This window comes from Citreimonas sp., assembly GCF_042096055.1.
Lineage (GTDB): Bacteria > Pseudomonadota > Alphaproteobacteria > Rhodobacterales > Rhodobacteraceae > Citreimonas.
The window spans coordinates 1-20,697 of the sequence record NZ_JBELMH010000063.1; the positions used below are offsets into that span (position 1 = coordinate 1).

Below are 20,697 nucleotides of genomic sequence, written 5' to 3' on the forward strand. Positions count from 1 at the left end.
GTTTTCCGAGCCGTGAACCACGCAGCGCAGCGACAATCAATGCATCCTGAGCCTAAAGTTCTGGATCCAAATGCTGCGAGAAAATGAGACCCGGTTAGAAGTGACTTATAGATCTCGTCCGATATCTGCCGAAGTGTTGCATCAGGTAAGTCATCAAGCCATGTCGGAGATGTACGGTAGGTGGCTGGTGGATAAATTTCTTCATCCCAAATAGCTTCTTGATAAGGTCTGCCGCTTTTAGCATCTTCGAGAGTATCCACGTTCTCTGAGAAATGCGTCTTTTTCACGAAAGCCACATTTTCGCAACCGCAGCATTCAACGACCCAATAGCGAGAGGAAAGGGAGGTGCCCAACCGCTCGTCGCGATCTTCAAGAGAGTGTTCCGTCCTTACAAAGTGGTTAGTACGGCCTTTGCAGCGATTGCAGAAAACTTTCTCCGTATGCTTTTCTGTGGCATCATTCACGAAATCGCTCCCAAGTTCTAATTAGCTAAATGCTATCCCTCCGGACCTTCTGCCGTCCTTTTACCGCGCAAACTTCTTGAACTTCACCCGCTTCGGCTCGACCGCATCCGGCCCCAGCCGGCGCTTCTTGTCTTCCTCGTAGTCCGAGAATCCGCCCTCGAACCATTCCACGTGGGCCTCGCCCTCGAAGGCGAGGATGTGCGTGCAGATGCGGTCGAGGAAGAAGCGGTCGTGCGAGATGACGACGGCGCAGCCGGCGAAGTCGACGAGGGCGTCCTCCAAAGCGCGGAGGGTTTCCACGTCGAGGTCGTTGGTCGGTTCGTCGAGCAGGATCACGTTGCCGCCGGATTTCAGCAGGCGGGCCATGTGGACGCGGTTGCGCTCGCCCCCCGACAGCAGGCCCACCTTCTTCTGCTGGTCGCCGCCCTTGAAGTTGAAGGCCGAGCAATAGGCGCGGCTGTTCATCTCGGCATCGCCGAGCTTGATGATCTCGGCGCCGCCGGTGATCGCCTCCCAGACGTTGGCGTCGGGGTTCAGATCGTCGCGCGACTGGTCGACGTAGGACAGGTCGACCGTGTCGCCGTACTCGATCGTGCCGGCGTCGGGATTCTCCTTGCCGGTCAGCATCTTGAACAGCGTCGACTTGCCGGCGCCGTTGGGGCCGATCACGCCGACGATGCCGCCGGGGGGCAGGCTGAAGGACAGGTCCTCGATCAGCTGCTTGTCGCCCATGTGCTTGGCGAGGTTCTCGACCTCGATCACCTTGTTGCCGAGGCGCTGGCCGTTGGGGATGATGATCTGCGCGCGGGCGAGCTTCTCGCGCTCGGTCTGGTTGGCGAGCTCGTTGTAGTTCTGGATCCGGGCCTTGGATTTGGCCTGACGGGCCTTGGCGCCCTGGCGCATCCATTCAAGTTCGCGTTCCAGCGTCTTCTGCTTGGCCTTGTCCTCGCGCGCTTCCTGTTCGAGGCGCTTGGCCTTCTGTTCCAGCCAGGCGGAATAGTTGCCCTCGTAGGGGATGCCGCGGCCACGGTCGAGTTCGAGGATCCAGCCGGTGATGTCGTCGAGGAAGTACCGGTCGTGGGTGATGATCAGGATCGTGCCCTTGTACTCGATCAGGTGGTTCTGCAGCCAGGCGATGGTCTCGGCGTCGAGGTGGTTGGTCGGTTCGTCCAGCAGCAGCATGTCGGGCGCGTCGAGCAGCAGCTTGCACAGCGCGACGCGGCGGATCTCGCCGCCCGACAGGGTGGTGACGTCGGCGTCGTCGGGCGGGCAGCGCAGCGCCTCCATCGCGACGTCGATCTGGCTGTCGAGGTCCCACAGGTTCTGCGAATCGATCTCGTCCTGGAGCTGCGCCATCTCGTCGGCGGTCTCGTCGGAATAGTTCATGGCGAGCTCGTTGAAGCGGTCGAGCTTGGCCTTCTTGGCGGCCACGCCCTCCATCACGTTCTCGCGCACGGTCTTGGAGGCGTCGAGCTGCGGCTCCTGGCTGAGGTAGCCGATGCGCGCGCCTTCCGCCGCCCAGGCCTCGCCCTGGAAGTCCTTGTCGATGCCGGCCATGATCCGCATCAGCGAGGATTTACCGGCGCCGTTGACGCCGACGACGCCGATCTTGACGCCGGGGAGGAAGTTCAGGCGGACGTCCTCGAACACCTTCTTGCCACCGGGGTAGGTCTTGGAGACGCCATCCATGTGGTAGACGAACTTGTACGATGCCATGCCTTCGGACTCCTGCGTGTCGGGGTTGCGGCGACTGATACCGAAGGGGCGGGCGCGGGGCAATCACCTTGCGGTGGCGCCGGGGCGCGGGGTATCGGGGCGGTGGGGGGACGCGATGGACGAGCCGATGAGGGAATTGCGCGCGGGGATGCGCGTGGGTCTGCTGGGCGGGTCGTTCGATCCGGCCCATGCGGGGCACGTGCATATCGCGCGCGAGGCGCTGAAGCGGTTCGGGCTGGACCGGGTGGTGCTGCTGGCGAGCCCGGGCAACCCGCTGAAGGAGAACCCGCCGGCGCCGCTGGAGGTGCGGCTGGCGCAGGCGCGCGCGCTGGCGGATCACCCGGCGATCCTAATCAGCGGGATCGAGGCGCGGCTGGGCACGCGGCTGACGGCGGACACGCTGACGCGGCTGGTGGCGCTGCATCCGGGCGTGCGGTTCGTGTGGCTGATGGGGGCGGACAACCTGGCGCAGCTGCACCGCTGGGGGCGCTGGCGGACGATCCTGCGGACGATGCCGGTGGGCGTGCTGGCGCGGCCGGGGCACGGTCTGGTGGCCGGCCGGGCGCCCGCGGCACGGATCTTCCGCGGCGCGCGGCTGCCGGTGCGCGAGGCGCGGTTGCTGCCGCTGCAGGCGCCGCCGGCGTGGTGCTACGTGCCGGTGCCGATGGTGCGCCTCTCGTCGTCCGAGATCCGCGCAGCACGGAACGGCGGCTAGCGCCGCGTCACTTTACCGAGACCCTGTTGTCGAACCTCCGCCGGTGGGATTAGATCGCGGGCATGACACGCCACATCTCTCGCCGGGCCTTCGTCGCCGCGCTGGCCTCGGCCCCGTTCGCGGCGCGGGCCGCCGCCCCCTCGGATTCCGTGCGCCCGGTGCCGCGCCCCGGATCGGTCCCGCCCCCGCCGCCGCCCAGCGTCGACGCGCTGATCGAACGCGCGGGCCTGACCGGGCAGGTCAGCTGCGCCGTGGCCGACGCCGAAAGCGGCCGGCTGCTCGAGGCGTACAACGGCGCGCTGGCGCTGGCGCCGGCAAGCGTGGCCAAGGCGATGACGGCGGCCTACGCGCTGGAACATCTCGGCCCGGATCACCGCTTCGTCACGCGCGTCGTCGCCACCGGGCCGGTGCGCGACGGCGTCGTCGACGGCGACCTGGTGCTGGCCGGCGGCGGCGATCCGACGCTGGACACCGATGCGCTGGGCGCGCTGGCCAAGACCCTGGCCGGGCAGGGGATCACGGGCGTGTCGGGGCGCTTCCTGGTCTGGGGCGGCGCGCTGCCGACGGAACGCGCGATCGACCCGGTTCAGCCGGAACACCTGGCCTACAATCCGTCGGTGTCGGGGCTGAACCTGAACTACAACCGCGTGCATTTCGAATGGAAGCGCGCCGGCGGTGGCTACGATCTGAGCCTCGGCGCGCATTCGGCCAATTACCGCCCCGCGGTCCAGGTGGCGACGATCAGCGCCGCGGACCGCGCGGGGCCGGTCTACACCTACTCGGACGCGCAGGGCCGCGACGAATGGACCGTCGCGCGCGGCGCGCTTGGCGACGGCGGCAGCCGCTGGCTGCCGGTGCGGCGCCCCGACATCTATGCCGGCGAGGCTTTCCAGGCCGTCGCCAAGGATGCGGGCCTGACGCTGCCCGCACCCGAACCGGTCGCCGAGGCGCCCGCCGGCGTGCTGCTGGCCGCGCATGACAGCGCGCCGCTGCGTTCGATCCTGGACGACATGCTGGAATGGTCCACCAACCTCACGGCCGAGCTGGTGGGCATGGCGGCGACCAAGGAGATGACCGGCCACGCGCCGGAAAGCCTGCGCGCCTCGGCGCAGGCGATGAACGTCTGGGCGCGCGACCGCTTCGGGCTGCGCACGATCGCGATGGTCGACCATTCGGGGCTGGGCGACGACAGCCGGATCTCGGCCAGCGACATGATGACCGCGCTGCAGGCGCTGCACGCCGACGCGGTCGTCCAGCCGCTGCTGAAGGAATTCACCCTGCGCGACGAGGCCGGCCGCCCGATGCCCAGCCACCCGATCGTGGTCAAGGCCAAGACCGGCACGCTCAACTTCGTCAGCGGGCTGGCGGGCTACGCCGCGCCGAAGGACGGCAGGGAGCTTGTCTTCGCGATCTTCGTGGCCGATCTCGACCACCGCGCCACGCTCAGCCGCGAGGAACTGGAACGTCCCGACGGCGGCCGCGCCTGGAACCGGCGCGCCAAGTGGCTGCAGCAGGCGCTGATCGAACGCTGGAGCGCGCTCTACGCGTAAGGTGCGCCGCACGCTCCGCGCTTCTTTGGTCCTGAAATATCCCGGGGGAGTCGCGGCGCAGCCGCGGCGGGGGCAGAGCCCCCGGACCCCCCTTCGGCCGCGCGCCTCAGCCGTGCATGTGCCGGGCGCGCGCCCCACGCTCGATCGCCGCGGCGTGCAGCCGGTCGAGGTCGAGCTCGTACCGGATTTCCTCGAGCAGGCGCAGCTCGGCATCGGCCAGCGTGCCGTCGGCGGCGGCCACGTCGCAAGCCAGCGCGTAGGCGGTCTCGAACAGGCGCTGGGGCAGGTCGCGGCGCAGGATGTCGAAGAGCTCGTCCAGCCCGTCCTCGCGCGCGAGAAGCTGCATGACCAGGGTCGAGACCGCGCGCACCCGGTCGGGGTCGTACGCGCCGAAGATCGGCAGCGTGCGCACGGCGGTGTCGATCTTGAGCAGTTCGGTCGTGCGCATGGTCTCGTCCGAGGCCGAGGCGACGATCATCAGCGCCACGAGGCAATCCTGCGGGCTGAGCGGGTCTTCGAGGTCCAACATGGCGATCCCTTGCTTGCCTGCCGTCCGGCAGGGCCGGTCCGTTACCCGCTGTTTATTGACGCGGAACCTGCGCGGCAATAGGAAGCGCGCCTGAGCCCGACCCCGGGATCCCGAAACAGGAGTGACAGGAATGTCCGAACTGCGCGACGCAGGCATGAATGCCAAGGCATGGCCCTTCGAAGAAGCGCGCCGGATCCTGAAACGCTATGAAAAGGCGCCGCCCGAGAAGGGCTACGTGCTGTTCGAGACCGGCTACGGCCCGTCGGGGCTGCCGCATATCGGCACCTTCGGCGAGGTGGCGCGCACGACGATGATCCGCCGCGCCTTCGAGACGATCAGCGACATCCCGACGCGGCTGATCTGCTTCTCGGACGATCTGGACGGGATGCGCAAGGTGCCCGAGAACGTGCCCGACCCGGACATGCTGCGCACGCACTTGCAGAAGCCGCTGACCAGCGTGCCGGACCCGTTCGGCACGCATGACAGCTTTGGCCACCACAACAACGCCATGCTGCGGCGCTTCCTCGACACGTTCGGGTTCGAGTACGAGTTCATCAGCGCGACCGAGTTCTACCGCACCGGCCAGTTCGACGAGATCCTGCTGCGCGCGGCCGAACGCTACGACGCGCTGATGGAGATCATGCTGAAGTCGTTGCGCGACGAGCGGCGCCAGACCTATTCGATCTTCCTGCCGATCCACCCCGAGACCGGCCGCGTGCTGTACGTCCCGATGAAGCACGTGGATGCGAAGAAGGGCGAGATCACCTTCGACGACGAGGACGGCCGCGAATGGACGCTGCCCGTGACCGGCGGCAACGTGAAGCTGCAGTGGAAGCCCGATTTCGGCGCGCGCTGGGCGGCGCTCGGCGTCGATTTCGAGATGTACGGCAAGGACCACAGCACCAACACGCCGATCTACGACGGCATCTGCAAGGCGCTGGGCGTGCGCCCGCCCGAGCATTTCACCTACGAGCTGTTCCTCGACGAGAACGGCGAGAAGATCAGCAAGTCCAAGGGCAACGGCCTGACCATCGACGAGTGGCTGACCTACGCCTCGACGGAATCGCTGGGCTACTACATGTTCCTCAAACCGCGCACCGCCAAGCGCCTCAGCTGGGACGTGATCCCCAAGGCGGTGGACGAGTACCACCAGCAGTTGCGCGCCTATGCGGGCCAGGACATGGCCGCGCGGGTGAACAACCCGGTCTGGCACATCCATAGCGGCAACCCGCCCGAAAGCCGCATGGTGGTGCCGTTCTCGATGCTGCTGAACCTCGCCTCGGCGGCCGGTGCCGAGGACAAGGACGCGCTGTGGGGCTTCATCCGCCGCTACGCGCCCGACGCCTCGCCCGAGACGCATCCCGACCTCGACCAGGCGGCGGGCTTCGCGGTGAAGTACTACGAGGACTTCGTGAAGCCGTCGAAGGTCTACCGCGCCCCGACCGAGGCCGAGCGCGCGGCGCTGTCGGACCTGGCCGCGCGGCTGCGCACCCATGACGGCCCGCAGGACGACGAGACGCTGCAGACGCTGGTCTTCGCGGTGGGCAAGGAGCACGGTTACGAGCCGCTGCGCGACTGGTTCAAGACGCTCTACGAGGTGCTTCTGGGCCAGAGCCAGGGACCGCGTTTCGGCGGGTTCATCGCGCTCTACGGCGTGGCCGAGACCGCGTCGCTGATCGAGGTGGCGCTGGAAGGGCGGCTCGCCTCGGCGTGAGGGCCTGAAACCCGGCACCTTTTTGACGCGTGTCTCTTCCGGTTTACCTTTGGGCAAAGCGGGAGAGACACGCATGAGACGGATGCTTCTGGGACTGGTCGCGGCGGTGGCGCTGGCGGGGGCCGCGCCCGCGCAGGAGGTGCTGCCGCCCGAGCCTGGGATCGAGACCACCATCCAGAGCCAGATCGACGCCTTCCTGCGCGACGACCTGGACGAGGCGTTCGGCTATGCCGCGCCGTCGATCCAGGGGATGTTCGGCACGCCGCAGAACTTCGGCGCGATGGTGCGCAACGGCTATCCCATGGTCTGGCGCCCCGAAGACCTGCGCTTCGGCGACCTGGTCGACATGCCCGGCGGGCTGGCGCAGACGGTGATCGTGACCGATGGCGCGGGCGTCGAGCACTGGCTGGAATACCGCATGACCCAGACCGACGCCGGCTGGCGTATCGCGGGCGTCCGCATCGTCGAGGCGCCCGGCCTCAACGCCTGAGGGCCCGCGCGCAACACCCGGCGTGCGGTGGGCGCAGGGCGCGTTAAGCCGAGATCGTTACTTCCCTTCCGTCAAGCGGGGCCCGGTGCCCCAGGGCACGAAAGGGATAGCGATGAACAAGGCAGTCACCGAGGGTCTGGTCTTCATGCCGCCCGCGTTTTCGAGCACGACGCTGAACCAGTGGTCGCGCACGGACGGCTCTCCGGGATCGGACACCTACGCGTATTTCGCCGGCGCGGCCTTCGTGCCGGCCGACGCGGATTTCGGCGGCTGCCTCGAGATCCAGAAGACCGAGCAGACGCAGCGGCTGCGCTTCATGGGGCAGACGCCGATCCCGCCGGGGACCTACCTGCGCGTCACCGTGCGGATCAAGGCGATCGCCGGTGCGTTGCCCAGCATCGCCATCGCCGGCCGGCCGGGCAGCGCCGCCGGTACCACCGTCAACGGCGTGGCCTGGGCGGCGCAGCCGGTGGCGATCACGCGCTACGGCCAAGTCTTCGAGGTCAGCGCCATCGTCGGCGCCGGCGCGCGCCGGGGCGTCGACCTGGTCTGGGGGCCGCAGGCGATCTACGGGCATTTCGGGTTCGACCTGACGGGGCCGAACGGCGGCGTGGTGCGCGTCGACGACATCCGGATCGAAGATGTCACGGCCGTCTTCCACCGCGAGATGATGGACTGGGTCGACGTGCGCGATTTCGGCGCGCTCGGCGACGGCACGACGGACGACAGCGCCGCCTTCGAGGCCGCCGATCAGGCGGCGAGCGGCCGGCGCGTGCTGGTGTCCAAGGGGACCTACCGGCTGGCGCAATCGGTCACCATCGACAGCCGCATCCGGTTCGAGGGCCGCGTGACCATGCCCGACGCGGCGATCCTGTCGCTGACCAAGGATTTCGACCTGCCGGCCTATATCGACGCCTTCGGCGGCGACGAATCGCTGGCGCTGAAGAAGGCGCTGCAGGCGCTGATGAACAACGCCGACCACGAGAGCCTGGACATGGGCGGGCGCCGCGTGTCGCTGTTCGAGCCGATCGACCTGCGCGCCGCGGTGCCCAACCGGTCGAGCTATGCCCAGCGACGCGTGCTGCGCAACGGTCAGCTGCGCGCCGAGAGCAGCGCGGCCTGGAACCCGACCGTGGTCACCAGCCAGGCCAGCTATGCCGCGTCGAATCGCTGGCGGCTGACCAACGTGACCAACATCGCCAACATCCCCGTCGGCAGCCTGGTCGAGGGCGCCGGCGTCGGGCGCGAGGTCTACGTGCGTTCGGTCAACGTGGGCGCGCGCGAGCTGACCCTGTCGCAGCCGCTGTCGGACGCGCAGGGCACACAGGTCTACACCTTCACCCGCTTCAAGTACCTGCTGGACCTCAGCGGCTTCGACCGGCTGGACAAGTTCGAGATCGACGACGTCGAGTTCCAGTGTTCCGAGGTCGCCTCGGGCGTGCTGCTGCCGCCGTCGGGCGTGGTCAACGTGATCCGCAACTGCGTGTTCAACCGTCCCGGCCATCGCGGCATCAGCTCGCACGGCGAGGGGTGCCAGGGGCTGCTGATCGACCACAACCAGTTCGTCAGCTGGGAGCCCGACAAGCTGACGCAGGACCGCTACACGATCGGCTTCAACGTGAACGCCAACGACGTGAAGATCCGCAACAACCGCGCCAGCCAGTTCCGCCACTTCGCGGTGATCAGCGGCGCGCACAACATCGTCTCGGGCAACCACTTCTTCCAGGGCGACCCGGCGCAGAGCGGGCTGCGCAGCGCCGGCATCGTGCTGTGCCTTCGCGCCTGCAATACGCAGATCACCGGCAACTACGTCGACAACTGCTTCATCGAGTGGACAAACGAGCGCGAGCCCGATCCGGACTTCACCGGCGGCTGGGGCTTCGCCGGGCTGTCGATCACCAACAACGTGATGCTGTGTTCGGACGTGCCGACGTGGTTCTCGTTCATCGTGATCAAGCCCTACGGCTCGGGGCACCGGATCTACGGGATGACGGTGGCGAACAACACGTTCCGGTCCTCGGGCGTCGTCATCGACCGAGCCGAGCGGGCCGACACGTCCTTTGCCCCGCTCGAGCTGCAAAGCATGCGCAGCGTGCATTTCAGCGGCAACACCTACCACAACGTGCACATCCCGTCGGCCAACCCGCTGGTGGTGCAGCACGCGCAGAACAGCGCGGCGGCGGTCTGGCAGGTGGGCACCGGGGCGGCGCTGCCCTTCGACGGCTACGCGATGGACGTGGAAAGCATCGTCACGCGCGGCGCGACGCGCACCGGCTCGAACGCGGTGCGGCACCACATGCCCTATACCAGCGCGCGGATCGGCGCGGCGCAGAACGCGGTGCAGCTGACCTGGCCCGAGGCGGTGCGGGGCGAGGTGACGGTGAAGGTGCGGATGGACGTCTGACGGGGGGCCGGATCAGGCCACGGCCGGCGGAGCGCCAAGGTCCGCGGGCGTCAGGACGAAGGCCTTGCCGAAGCCGCCGTTGAGATACGCGGCCTCGGCGGTCACGCGCAGCAGCGAGAAGTCGGCGAAGCCGATATAGAGCTTGGCCTTGGGCTGGTGGTGCAGGTATTGCGCCGCCAGCCTTTCGTGTTCGGCGTCGCCGTGGCGCACGAACGCGGCGCGTCCCTGGAGCGTCAGGCGCGGATGGGTCAGCGGATCGCCCCTGGCCCCCGGCTCTCCGACCAGCAGCGAGCACGCGACGTTCGCCTTGAGCGCGCGGGTGTGCTGGCTGAGATCCGAGACCAGCGCCATCGGCATCCCGTTCGCATCGGGCGCGATGCCAATGCGGGTGACCATGGGCGCGCCGGTGGCGGGCTCGATCACGCCGAGCGCGGCGAAGCGGGCGTTCAGGATCAGCGACCGCGCCAGCGCGCGGGCCTCGTCGTCGGTGGGGCGGATCGGGTCGGTCATGCGCGCAGCCTAGCCGCGCGGGCCGTTGGCGCAAGCGCTCAGAACTCGGACCACAGGCCGAGGGTGACGCCCATGGCGGTGTCGCCGCGAAGGCCCCAGGAGACGCCGCTTTCCAGTTGCAGCCGCCGGTTGATCGGCACCACGATCGACGGCGCCAGCCGCGCGAAGGGCGGGTCGGCCTGCGTGTCGCCGGTCTGGATCTGCACGATCAGCTTGCTGTCGCGGTAAACGTTCCAGCCCCAGGTCATGTCGAGCTTGTAGTCGGTCGCGCCGTCCCGCAGCCCGATCTCGGCCACGCCGTCCAGCGACAGCCAGCCGCGCGGCAGCCCCCAGCCAACCGACAGGCCCGGCCGGACGATCTGCGCCCCCGCGATGCGGCCGAAGCCTAGCTGCCCGGACACGGCGGGGCCGCGCCCGTCCCGGCGCAGCGGGTATTGTGCGAAGAGGATCGTCTTGTTGGCGCCCGACACCGCCCGGCCCAGGTCGATCCCCAGCGTCAGGTCTTCGGACATGCCGTATTCGACGTAGATCGTGCGGTAGACCTGTGTGGGCTCGGTGCTGGTCCAGGTGGCGATGTCCTGCGGCCAGGACAGACGGACGGTCGCCGTGGCGAAGAGGCTGCCCTTCTCGCGCGGCCAGGCGCCGGCCTGCGCGGCCCCGGCCGCGAGGCCCGCAAGCATCGCCCATGTCAGCAAGACCATCAGGCGCATCGCGACCCCCTTCGGCACCGAAACTCGGTCGATCGTGGTTAAGGCGCGGTTAACGCCCGCACGGGCTGGATTTCGCCATGCTGCGGGTGCAGGATCGCGGTCAAAGGGACAGGAGCACGTCATGACCGGGCAGGTGATCACCGTCGCCCAGCAGAAGGGCGGCAGCGGCAAGACCACCGTCGTTGCCAACCTCGCCATCACGCTGCGCGCGCAGGGCAAGCGCGTCGCGCTGGTCGACCTCGACCCGCAGGGCAGCCTGGGGCGCTGGTTCATGACGCGGCTGGAAAGCGATCCGGCGCTGTGCGAGGGGCTGGAATTCGCCACCTCGTCCGCCTGGGGCGTCAGCTACGAGGTGCGCAAGCTGGCCGGCAACCACGACGTGGTGATCATCGACACGCCCCCCAAGGCCGACAGCGACCTGCGCCCGGCGCTGCGGGTGGCCGACCTGGTGATCGTGCCGGTGGCGGTCAGCCACGTGGATCTGTGGGCGACGGAATCGGTGCTCGACCTCGCCGCGCGCGAGGGCAAGCCCGCGCTCGTGGTGCTGAACCGCGGCCGTCCCAACACGCGGCTGGGCGCGCAGGTGGCCGAGGCGGCGGCCAAGCTCGACGCGATCGTGGCGCAGGCGGCGCTGGCGTCGCGGGTGGTCTACGCCGAGGCGCTGGGCCTCGGGCGCGGCGCGAACGAGATGCCGAAGGGCCCGGCGCGCGCGGAACTCGAGGCGCTCGCGGCAGAGGTGGCCAAGGCGCTGCCGCCGCGCTAGGGAGGCGGCGAAGGAGCCTGCCCATGACCGACCTTTCCGCGCTGACAGACCTCATTCGCCGCGACGCCGCGAGCCGTGGGCAGACCGTGTCGAAGCTGGGCTATTTCTGCGCGCCGTTCCGCCCCGCAGAGGGTCCGTTCGCCGACAAGGTGATCAAGGTCTATCGCGGGCTCGCCGACGGCGCGGCGCTGGACCGGCTGGCGCGCTGCCACGAGGATTACGTCGCGGCCCTTCTGGCCGCCGACGTGCCGATGCCGGGGACCGAGTTCCACCTGCTCGACATGGGCGGCCACCGCGTGCCGGTGATAGTGCAGCAGGCGCTGCCCGCCGAAAGCCTGATGCGCCCGCGCATGCAGGCCGGCACGAAGGCCGAGACGCTGGCGATGATGCAGGCGGCAGGGCTGGTGATCGCCCGCTTCTGGCACTGGGCCGAGGCGCGCGACGAGCGCATAGGCTTCCACCCCTCGATCCGCAATTTCGCCATCCGCGGCGAAGAGGCGGTGTTCTTCGACACGTTCCCGCCGCTGATCCATTACACGCGCGAGGAAATGGGCCGCATGCTGCTGCAGTTCAGCGACAAGCGGTTGATGCGGATGGTCGGCCCGCTGATGCAAACGCGCGTGACCGGCATCCAGGACGAATGGTATTCGCCGCCCGAGACGCTGGTCGGCCTCGTGGGCTCGGCCTGCCGGCTGCGCCCGGAACACGCGCAGGATTATCTGGATTGGGGCCGCGGCTTCGCCCAGACCGAGATGGCGCCCTGGGCGGACGAGGCGCTGGCCGGGCTGCAGGCGCCGCCACGTCTGCCGGGCTACTGGACCGGCTTCCGCAAGCTGCTGGGCCTGCAGGGCGAGCCCAACGTCTGAGACGGCCGGCCGCCTGTCTTCTTCTCTCTGGAAATATCCCGGTGGAGGCCCGGCACGGGCCGGGGGCAGAGCCCCCGAACCCGGTCGCGCTGGCGCGGCTCAGACGATCTTGATGCCGGCCTTCTTGGCGTCGGCGACGAAGGCGTCGAGGCCCTTGTCGGTCAGCACGTGGTTCGCCATCGCGTGGATCACCGCCGGGGGCGCCGTGGCCACGTCGGCGCCGATCTTGGCGGCGTCGCTCATGTGGTTGGCGTTGCGGATCGACGCGGCGAGGATCTGCGTCTCGAACCCGTAATTGTCGTAGATCTGGCGGATGTCGGCGATCAGGTCCATCCCGTCCAGGTTCAGGTCGTCCAGCCGCCCGATGAAGGGAGAGATGAACGTCGCCCCCGCCTTGGCGGCCAGCAGCGCCTGGTTGGCCGAGAAGCACAGCGTGACGTTGACCATCTGGCCCTGGTCGGTGAAGTGCTTGCACGCCTTCAGGCCGTCCCAGGTCAGCGGCACCTTGATCGCGATGTTGTCGGCGATCTCGGCCAGCTTGCTGCCTTCGCGGACCATCGAGTCGTAGTCGAGCGCGATCACCTCGGCCGAGACGGGACCGTCGACCAGGTCGCAGATCTCCTTGGTCACCTCGTGGATGTCGCGGCCCGATTTCAGGATCAGCGACGGGTTCGTGGTGACGCCGTCCACCATGCCAAGCGCGTGCAACTCGCGGATGGCGTCGATGTCGGCGGTGTCGACGAAGAATTTCATTGGGGGCTCCGTTGATGGCTTGGCCTCTGACACCCAGCGCTTTAACCCGGTTTCATGCCACCCGAAACCCCGGACATCATTCCCGAACCGCCCGCCTTCTACGACGAGGGCGCGCTGGTGGGCGTTCTGACCACGCAGCCCCTGGGCAAGCCGCTGGATTACCGCGCCCCCGAGGGCGGCGCCTGGGCCGGGGCCTTCGTCGAGGTGCCGCTTGGCCCGCGCAAGGTGGCCGGCGTGATCTGGGGGCCGGGGCAGGGCGATTACGACCTGTCGAAGGTCCGCTCGGTGATCCGCGTTCTCGACGCGCCGCCGATGCGCGACGAGATGCGCGCCTTCATCGAGAAGGCCGCCGCCTACACCCTGACGCCGCTGCCGGCGATGCTGCGGCTGGCGACGCGCGCGCCGGGCTTGGGCGATCCGCCGTCCATGCGCAAGGTCTATCGCCGGGGCGACGGCGAGCCGCCGCGCATGACCGATGCCCGCGCCCGCGTGCTGGACGCCGCCGAGGAGATGGGCGGCCTCTCCCTGACGCTGAAGGAGCTGGCCGACGCGGCGGGGGTGACGCCGCAGGTGGTCAAGGGACTGGTCAAGACCGGCGCCATCCTCGAGGAGGAAAGCCCGCGCGACACGCCGTTTCCGCATCTCGACCCCGACCTGCCGGGCAAGCCGCTGACCGAGGACCAGGCCGCGGCCGCCGAGACGCTGCGCGCGGGCCAGCGGTCGGGGCGCTACGGGACAACGCTGCTCAAGGGCGTGACCGGGTCGGGCAAGACCGAGGTCTACCTCGAGGCGGTGGCCGAATGTCTGCGGCAGGGCCGGCAGGCGCTGGTCCTGCTGCCCGAGATCGCGCTGACGGCCGAGTTCCTGACGCGGGTCGAGGCGCGCTTCGGCGCGAAACCGGCCGAGTGGCATTCCGGCGTGACCATGACCGAGCGCCGCCGCGTCTGGCGCATGGTGGCCGAGGGCAGGGCGCAGATGGTGATCGGCGCGCGGTCGGCGCTGTTCCTGCCGTTCCGTGACCTCGGCCTTGTCGTCGTTGACGAGGAACACGACACCTCGTACAAGCAGGAGGACGGGGTTCTCTACAACGCGCGGGACATGGCGGTGCTGCGCGCCTCGATCCTCGACGCGCGGGTGGTGCTGGCCTCGGCCACGCCCAGCCTCGAGACCTGGGCCAATGCGGGTGCGGGCAAGTACGACCGGCTCGACCTGACCTCGCGCTTCGGGCCGGCGATCCTGCCCGAGATGCGCACGATCGACATGCGCGACCAGGACCTGCCGTCGAACCGCTGGATCTCGCCTGCGCTGGCGCGCGCGGTGAAGGACAGGCTGGGCAAGGGCGAACAGGCGATGCTGTTCCTCAACCGCCGCGGCTATGCCCCGGTGACGCTGTGCCGGGCCTGCGGGCAGCAGATCGCCTGCGAACATTGCGATGCGCGGATGGTCGAGCACCGGTTCCTCAAGCGCCTCGTCTGCCACCAATGCGGCGAAAGCCGGCCCGTCCCGACGAAATGTCCGTCGTGCGAAGTCGAGGACAAGCTGGCCGCCGTCGGCCCGGGCGTCGAGCGCATGGCCGAGGAGGCCGCGGCGCTGTTTCCCGACGCGCGCGTGGCGGTGCTGTCCTCGGACCTGTTCGGCACGGCACGCGAGCTGAAGGCGCAGATCGAGGCGATCGCCGCGGGCGGGGCTGACATCATCATCGGCACGCAGCTGGTGGCCAAGGGGCACAACTTTCCGCTGCTGACGCTGGTGGGCGTGATCGACGCCGACCTCGGGCTTCAGGGGTCCGACCTGCGTGCGGCGGAGCGCACCTTCCAGCTGATGCGGCAGGTGGCGGGACGCGCGGGCCGGGCGGAAAAGCCGGGGCTGGCGCTGCTGCAGACGTTCCAGCCGGAACACCCGGTGATCCGCGCGATCCTCGGCGGCGACGAAGAGGCGTTCTGGCGCGCCGAGGCGGCCGAGCGGCGTGCGACCGGGATGCCGCCCTACGGGCGCCTGGCGGGCATCATCCTGTCGGGGCCGGACGCGGCACCGGTCTTCGATCTGGGAATGGCGCTGGCGCGCAACGACGGGCCGCTGCGCCGGGTCGGCGCACAGGTCTTCGGACCGGCGCCGGCGCCCATCGCGCGGGTGCGCGGGCGACACCGGGTGCGGCTGCTGGTCAAGGCGCCCAAGGGCGTGGCGCTGCAATCGGCGCTGGCCGAATGGGTGGCGCCGGTGCGGCTGAAGGGCGATCTGCGCCTGGCCATCGACATCGACCCGCAAAGCTTCTTCTGAGCAGGCGTGATCCGGCGGAGCGCGCCCTCTGCGCCACCGAAGCGGTACGCGGCCGCCCGACGTCGGGGCGAGTTTGCGCGGCGTGCCTTGTTTCATCCCGCGCACCCCTCTACATCGCTTGGCATGGCAGGATGGAACCCCTTCAAGCGGAAGCGCCCCACCGTGGCCGTGGTGCGCCTTCAGGGCGCGATCGGCATGGCCGGCCGCACCGGCATGTCCGACCGCTCGACCGCGGCGCTGCTCGAGAAGGCCTTCAAGCGGGGCAAGCCCGCGGCGGTCGCGCTCGAGATCAACTCGCCCGGCGGCTCACCGGTGCAATCCTCGCTGATCGGGGCGCGCATCCGGCGGCTGGCGCAGGAGCACGAGGTGCCGGTCTTCGCCTTCGTCGAGGACGTGGCGGCCTCGGGCGGCTACTGGCTGGCGGCGGCGGCCGACGAGATCTGGGTCGACGACAGTTCGGTCGTGGGCTCGATCGGCGTCATCTCGGCGGGCTTCGGCGCGCATGTCTTCCTCGATCGGCACGGGATCGAGCGGCGGGTGCACACCGCCGGCAAGTCCAAGAGCATGATGGACCCGTTCCGCCCCGAAAAGGACGAGGACGTCGCCCGCCTGAAGCGCCTGCTGGAACAGATCCACGGCAGCTTCATCGACCACGTGCGCGCGCGGCGCGGTCCGAAGCTCGCCGACGACCCCGAGCTGTTCACCGGCGAGATCTGGGTCGGCCGCGCCGCGGTCGAGAAGGGGCTCGCCGACGGCGTCGGGCACCTGGTGCCGCAGATGAAGGCGCGCTTCGGCGACAAGGTACGCCTGCGCCGCTACGAGCAGAAGCGCCCGCTGCTGCCGCGCCTCGGGATGGCGCTGGCCGGCGGCGTGATCGGCGACATCGAGGAACGCGCGCAGTTCGCGCGGTTCGGGCTTTAGATGATCGTCAAGATCGTCGCGCTGTTCCTCGTCTTCATGGCCGTGCTGGCGATGTTCGGACGGTTGCGCATGCCGGGCGCCAAGCGCCTGCGCGACGCGCGCTGCACGTCCTGCGGGCGCTACCGCATCGGCAAGGGCCCGTGTCCCTGCACCAAAGGATAGGCATACCATGGTTTTCGTGTACGCGGCCCTCGGGCTGGTGATCCTTCTTTTGGCCGGCGACGCGCTGGTGAAGGGCGCGGTCAACATGAGCCTGCGCCTCGGCGTGCCGGCGCTGATCGTCAGCCTGACCATCGTCGCCTTCGGCACCTCGGCGCCCGAGCTGCTGATCTCGGTCAAGGCCGCGCTGGCCGGCGTTCCGGGGATCGCGATCGGCAACGTGGTGGGATCGAACACCGCCAACGTGCTGCTGGTGCTGGGCATCCCCGCGCTGATCGCGGTCATGCACACTTCGGCGCACGATACTCGGACCAGCTACCTGCAGATGCTGGCGGCATCCGTGCTGTTCATCGCGCTGGCGTTCCGCGGTGTGTTCGACTGGATCGCGGGCCTGGTCCTGCTGGCCGGGCTGACGGTGATGCTGGTCGTCGCCTTCCGCGACGCGCGCGCGCATCGCCGCTCGAACCCCGAGCTCGAGCAGCCCGAGGGCGCGGACCCTGACATGCCGTGGTGGAAGATCGTCGTCTACCTGATCGTGGGCCTCGTCGGCCTGCCGATCGGTGCCGACCTGCTGATCGACAGCGCCACGGTGATCGCGAAGATGTTCGGCCTGTCGGACACGGTGATCGGCCTGACGCTGGTGGCCGTGGGCACCTCGCTGCCCGAGCTGGCGACGACCGTCATGGCCGCGATCCGGCGGCAGGCGGACGTGGCGATCGGCAACGTGATCGGGTCGAACATGTTCAACCTGCTGGGCATCATCGGCATCGCGGCCCTCGTGGCGCCGATCCCGGTCGATCCGGCCTTCCTGCGCTTCGATCTGTGGGTGATGCTGGCGGCCTCGCTGCTGCTGATCCCGTTCGTCTACCTTGGTCGCGACATCGGCCGGGGCTGGGGCGTGGCCTTGTCGGCGGCCTACGTGGGCTATGTGGCCATCGTGCTGACCGCCTGAGGGGGACGACGATGACGGACATTCCACGCGCGCTGGTGACCGGCGCGGGCAAGCGGCTGGGACGCGCGATGGCGCTGTACCTGGCGCAGCGGGGACACGACGTGGCCGTGCACTACGCAGGCTCGGCCGATGCCGCCGCCGACACCGTGCGCGAGATCGAGGCACTGGGCCGCCGCGCCGTGGCGCTGCAGGCCGACCTGCTGGACGAGGACGCCACCAAGGGCCTGCTGCCGCGCGCGGCCGAGGCGCTGGGCGGGCCGGTGACGGCGCTGGTCAACAACGCCTCGATCTTCGAATACGACACGATCGAAAGCGCCACCCGCGCCAGCTGGGACCGGCACATGGAAAGCAACCTGCGCGCGCCCTTCGTGCTGATCCAGGCGCTGGCCGCGCAGGTGCCCGACCCGGCCGAGGACGAGGCGGGCGAGCCGCTGGCGCGCGGTCTTGCGGTCAACATGATCGACCAGCGGGTGCGCAAGCTGACGCCCGAATTCATGACGTACACTCTGGCCAAGGCGGGCCTGTGGACGCTGACCCGGACGGCCGCGCAGGCGCTGGCGCCGCGCGTCCGCGTGAACGCGATCGGCCCCGGCCCGACGCTTCAGGGCGCGCGCCAGTCCGACCGGCACTTCGCCGCGCAGCGGGCCGCGACGGTGATGGGGCGGGGGGCGAACGCCGGCGACATCACCGGTGCACTGGGCTACTTCCTCGGCGCGCCGGCGGTCACGGGGCAGCTTTTGTGCGTCGATGGCGGGCAGCATCTGGGCTGGCGGACGCCCGACGTGCTGGGCGTGGAATGAGCGCCGGAGGCGCCACTTGTTCACCCGGTGCGCGGGTGTCTTGAAAGCGTTACAAATCCTTTAATGCTTTCAACGGTTTGCGCCGGAGCAGGTAAAAACGGTCGGTTTTTCGGGGGTTTATCTTGCTGCTCAAATTTTACGCAATTCGGTGAAGGGCGTGTGGAACAAGGCAAAATCGCGGAACTCCTGATTTTGCCTACAGACTTGTCCACAGATTGCGTGGATGTCTTAACGCTTGCAAAAGGGCGGCGTCCGGCGGCGGAGAACGGGAATCGGGCCTGACATGGCAGAGAACGAAACGCAGACCAGCGACGAGCGGACCGAGGCGCCCGCGAAGGCCGTGCCGACCGGGCACGCGGTGATCCAGGGCTACCTGCGCACGCTCGACAATTCGCCCGGCGTCTACAGGATGCTGGATGCGCAGAGCCGCGTGCTCTACGTCGGCAAGGCCCGCAACCTGCGGGCGCGGGTGTCGAACTACGCCCGGCCGGCGGGGCACTCGCGGCGGATCGCGCGGATGATCGCCGACACCGCGTCGATGATGTTCCTCACCACGCGGACCGAGACCGAGGCGCTGCTGCTCGAGCAGAACCTGATCAAGCAGCTCAAGCCCAAGTTCAACGTGCTGCTGCGCGACGACAAGTCGTTCCCGAACATCCTGATCTCGAAGCACGCGTATCCCCAGATCCGCAAGCATCGCGGCTCGAAGCGGGACGAGGGCAGCTATTTCGGCCCTTTCGCCAGCGCCGGCGCGGTGAACCGGACGCTGAACCAGTTGCAGAAGGCGTTCCTGCTGCGCAATTGCACGGATTCGATGTTCGAGGGGCGCACGCGACCCTGCCTGCTGCACCAGATCAAGCGCTGCAGCGCGCCCTGCGTCGGCAAGATCTCCGAGGCGGACTATGCCCAGAGCGTGCAGGACGCGCAGCGCTTCCTGTCGGGCAAGTCGACGCGCATCCAGGAACAGCTGGCCGCCCAGATGGACGAGGCGTCGCAGGCGATGGAGTTCGAGCGGGCCGCCGCCCTGCGCGACCGGATCCGCGCGCTGACCAACGTGCAGTCGGCGCAGGGGATCAACCCGCAGGGCGTGTCCGAGGCGGACGTGATCGCGCTGCACCTCGAGCACGGGCAGGCCTGCGTGCAGGTCTTCTTCATCCGCGCCAACCAGAACTGGGGCAACCAGGACTTCTACCCCCGCGTGGGCGAGGACGTGGACCATGCCGAGGTGCTCGAGGCGTTCCTGGGCCAGTTCTACGACCAGAAGGACCCGGCGCGGCGCATCCTGCTGAGCCACGACCTGGAGAACCCCGACCTGATGGCCGAGGCGCTGTCCGAGAAGCTGGGCCGCAAGGTCGAGATCGCGGTGCCCCGGCGCGGCGAGAAGGCCGAGCTGATCGAGGGCGCGCTACGAAACGCCCGCGAAAGCCTGGGCCGCAAGATGGCCGAGAGTGCCGCGCAGGGAAAGCTGCTGCGCGGGCTGGCCGAGGCCTTCGGGCTGGAGGCGCCGCCGGCGCGGGTCGAGGTCTACGACAACAGCCACATCCAGGGCACCAACGCGGTGGGTGCGATGATCGTCGCGGGGCCGGACGGCTACATGAAGAACCAGTACCGCAAGTTCAACATCCGCGGAGACGAGCTGGTGCCGGGCGACGACTTCGGGATGATGAAGGAGGTGCTGGGCCGCCGGCTCAAGCGCCTGCTGAAGGAGGACCCGGACCGCGACAAGGGGCTGTGGCCCGACCTCATGCTGATCGACGGCGGCGCGGGGCAGGTCAGTGCCGTGGCCGAGATCATGGCCGAGCACGGGGTCGAGGACGTGCCCTTCGTGGGCGTGGCCAAGGGCGTGGACCGCGACCACGGCAAGGAGGAGTTCCACCGCCCCGGGCAGCGGCCCTTCGCGCTGCGGAGGAACGACCCGGTGCTGTACTTCGTCCAGCGGCTGCGGGACGAGGCGCACCGCTTCGCGATCGGGACCCACAGGGCCAAGCGGGCCAAGGCGCAGATGGCCAATCCGCTGGACGAGGTGCCCGGGGTGGGGGCGTCGCGCAAGCGGGCGCTGCTGGCGCATTTCGGCTCGGCCAAGGCGGTGAGCCGGGCGAACCTGGCGGACCTGCGGGCCGTGGACGGGGTCAGCGAGGCGCTGGCGGAACGGATCTACGCCTTCTTCCACGAGAAGGGGTGATCCGGTGTCCCACGGTGGGACAGGAATGCGCCGTAACGAAATCAAGGGCTTGCAGAGACGGATTCAGGATCCGTTAACGCTCGGGGTGCGGAGGGGCATCGCGCAAGGTGCCGGCGGGCGTGTTGCCGGTTGGCGGGCGGGGCGCGCCTGCGGCGCGCGCATGGCTCTCGGCCCGCGCCTGGGCGCGGGCCTCGGGGCGAGGGGCTGCGCCCCTCTGGCGCC

Annotated in this window: 19 protein-coding genes; 13 read left to right on the forward strand and 6 right to left on the reverse strand. The window is 69.0% G+C overall.

Annotation, left to right across the window (positions count from 1 at the left end; all coding sequences use genetic code 11):
* Both ACFDTC_RS13295 and ettA read right to left on the reverse strand, forming a co-directional pair.
* Positions 1 to 464: hypothetical protein (locus ACFDTC_RS13295; RefSeq protein WP_375259366.1), on the reverse strand; the 464-nt coding region annotated here is incomplete at its 3' end.
* A 60-nt stretch (positions 465 to 524) separates the two neighbouring features.
* Positions 525 to 2,180 (reverse strand): energy-dependent translational throttle protein EttA, encoded by a 1,656-nt coding sequence (gene ettA, locus ACFDTC_RS13300; protein WP_375259367.1) that lies wholly within the window; start codon positions 2,178 to 2,180, stop codon positions 525 to 527.
* Between the two features lie 115 nt (positions 2,181 to 2,295).
* Here ettA and ACFDTC_RS13305 point away from each other — a divergent pair, with 115 nt between their 5' ends.
* Positions 2,296 to 2,895, forward strand: a complete 600-nt coding sequence (locus tag ACFDTC_RS13305; protein ID WP_375259368.1) for a nicotinate-nucleotide adenylyltransferase — start codon at positions 2,296 to 2,298, stop codon at positions 2,893 to 2,895.
* Between the two features lie 62 nt (positions 2,896 to 2,957).
* The gene (gene dacB, locus ACFDTC_RS13310) at positions 2,958 to 4,445 is read left to right on the forward strand and encodes a D-alanyl-D-alanine carboxypeptidase/D-alanyl-D-alanine-endopeptidase (protein ID WP_375259369.1); all 1,488 of its coding nucleotides are present in this window, start codon (positions 2,958 to 2,960) and stop codon (positions 4,443 to 4,445) included.
* Between the two features lie 106 nt (positions 4,446 to 4,551).
* On the opposite strand, the gene ACFDTC_RS13315 is transcribed toward dacB, so the two are convergent.
* Positions 4,552 to 4,974, reverse strand: a complete 423-nt coding sequence (locus tag ACFDTC_RS13315) for a tellurite resistance TerB family protein (RefSeq protein WP_375259370.1) — start codon at positions 4,972 to 4,974, stop codon at positions 4,552 to 4,554.
* A gap of 130 nt (positions 4,975 to 5,104) precedes the next feature.
* On the opposite strand from ACFDTC_RS13315, the gene ACFDTC_RS13320 reads away from it, so the two are divergent.
* The 3 genes from ACFDTC_RS13320 (at position 5,105) to ACFDTC_RS13330 (ending at position 9,582) form a co-directional block, all read left to right on the forward strand.
* Complete coding sequence (locus ACFDTC_RS13320) at positions 5,105 to 6,688, forward strand: lysine--tRNA ligase (protein WP_375259371.1); 1,584 nt, start codon at positions 5,105 to 5,107, stop codon at positions 6,686 to 6,688.
* A 73-nt stretch (positions 6,689 to 6,761) separates the two neighbouring features.
* On the forward strand, positions 6,762 to 7,178 hold the full coding sequence (locus tag ACFDTC_RS13325; RefSeq protein ID WP_375259372.1) for a DUF4864 domain-containing protein: 417 nt from the start codon (positions 6,762 to 6,764) through the stop codon (positions 7,176 to 7,178).
* Between the two features lie 112 nt (positions 7,179 to 7,290).
* Positions 7,291 to 9,582 carry a glycosyl hydrolase family 28-related protein gene (locus ACFDTC_RS13330; protein WP_375259373.1) on the forward strand — a complete coding sequence of 764 codons (2,292 nt, stop codon included), beginning with the start codon at positions 7,291 to 7,293 and terminating at the stop codon, positions 9,580 to 9,582.
* Between the two features lie 12 nt (positions 9,583 to 9,594).
* On the opposite strand, the gene ACFDTC_RS13335 is transcribed toward ACFDTC_RS13330, so the two are convergent.
* Positions 9,595 to 10,092, reverse strand: a complete 498-nt coding sequence (locus ACFDTC_RS13335; RefSeq protein WP_375259374.1) for a HugZ family protein — start codon at positions 10,090 to 10,092, stop codon at positions 9,595 to 9,597.
* A gap of 38 nt (positions 10,093 to 10,130) precedes the next feature.
* The gene (locus ACFDTC_RS13340; RefSeq protein WP_375259375.1) at positions 10,131 to 10,802 is read right to left on the reverse strand and encodes a hypothetical protein; all 672 of its coding nucleotides are present in this window, start codon (positions 10,800 to 10,802) and stop codon (positions 10,131 to 10,133) included.
* A gap of 121 nt (positions 10,803 to 10,923) precedes the next feature.
* Here ACFDTC_RS13340 and parA point away from each other — a divergent pair, with 121 nt between their 5' ends.
* Positions 10,924 to 11,565 carry a ParA family partition ATPase gene (parA, locus tag ACFDTC_RS13345; RefSeq protein WP_375259376.1) on the forward strand — a complete coding sequence of 214 codons (642 nt, stop codon included), beginning with the start codon at positions 10,924 to 10,926 and terminating at the stop codon, positions 11,563 to 11,565.
* A 23-nt stretch (positions 11,566 to 11,588) separates the two neighbouring features.
* Positions 11,589 to 12,431 carry a DUF6206 family protein gene (locus tag ACFDTC_RS13350; RefSeq protein ID WP_375259377.1) on the forward strand — a complete coding sequence of 281 codons (843 nt, stop codon included), beginning with the start codon at positions 11,589 to 11,591 and terminating at the stop codon, positions 12,429 to 12,431.
* A gap of 99 nt (positions 12,432 to 12,530) precedes the next feature.
* Here the strand turns inward: ACFDTC_RS13350 and fsa are convergent, their stop codons facing one another.
* Positions 12,531 to 13,184, reverse strand: coding sequence for a fructose-6-phosphate aldolase (gene fsa, locus ACFDTC_RS13355; protein WP_375259378.1), 654 nt, complete (start codon positions 13,182 to 13,184; stop codon positions 12,531 to 12,533).
* Positions 13,185 to 13,238: 54 nt separating this feature from the next.
* Between fsa and ACFDTC_RS13360 the strand changes: the two genes are divergently transcribed.
* From ACFDTC_RS13360 to uvrC, 6 genes are all read left to right on the forward strand, one after another.
* A complete protein-coding gene (locus tag ACFDTC_RS13360) occupies positions 13,239 to 15,461 on the forward strand; it encodes a primosomal protein N' (RefSeq protein WP_375259379.1) in 2,223 nt (740 codons plus the stop codon).
* A 123-nt stretch (positions 15,462 to 15,584) separates the two neighbouring features.
* A complete protein-coding gene (locus ACFDTC_RS13365; RefSeq protein ID WP_375259380.1) occupies positions 15,585 to 16,382 on the forward strand; it encodes a S49 family peptidase in 798 nt (265 codons plus the stop codon).
* Positions 16,383 to 16,544: a hypothetical protein gene (locus tag ACFDTC_RS13370; protein WP_375259381.1), complete on the forward strand. Its 162-nt coding sequence runs from the start codon at positions 16,383 to 16,385 to the stop codon at positions 16,542 to 16,544.
* A 7-nt stretch (positions 16,545 to 16,551) separates the two neighbouring features.
* The gene (locus ACFDTC_RS13375; protein ID WP_375259382.1) at positions 16,552 to 17,493 is read left to right on the forward strand and encodes a calcium/sodium antiporter; all 942 of its coding nucleotides are present in this window, start codon (positions 16,552 to 16,554) and stop codon (positions 17,491 to 17,493) included.
* Between the two features lie 11 nt (positions 17,494 to 17,504).
* The gene (locus ACFDTC_RS13380; protein ID WP_375259383.1) at positions 17,505 to 18,293 is read left to right on the forward strand and encodes an SDR family oxidoreductase; all 789 of its coding nucleotides are present in this window, start codon (positions 17,505 to 17,507) and stop codon (positions 18,291 to 18,293) included.
* 283 nt (positions 18,294 to 18,576) lie between these two features.
* Positions 18,577 to 20,475 carry an excinuclease ABC subunit UvrC gene (gene uvrC, locus ACFDTC_RS13385; protein WP_375259384.1) on the forward strand — a complete coding sequence of 633 codons (1,899 nt, stop codon included), beginning with the start codon at positions 18,577 to 18,579 and terminating at the stop codon, positions 20,473 to 20,475.
* Positions 20,476 to 20,697: the final 222 nt, after the last annotated feature.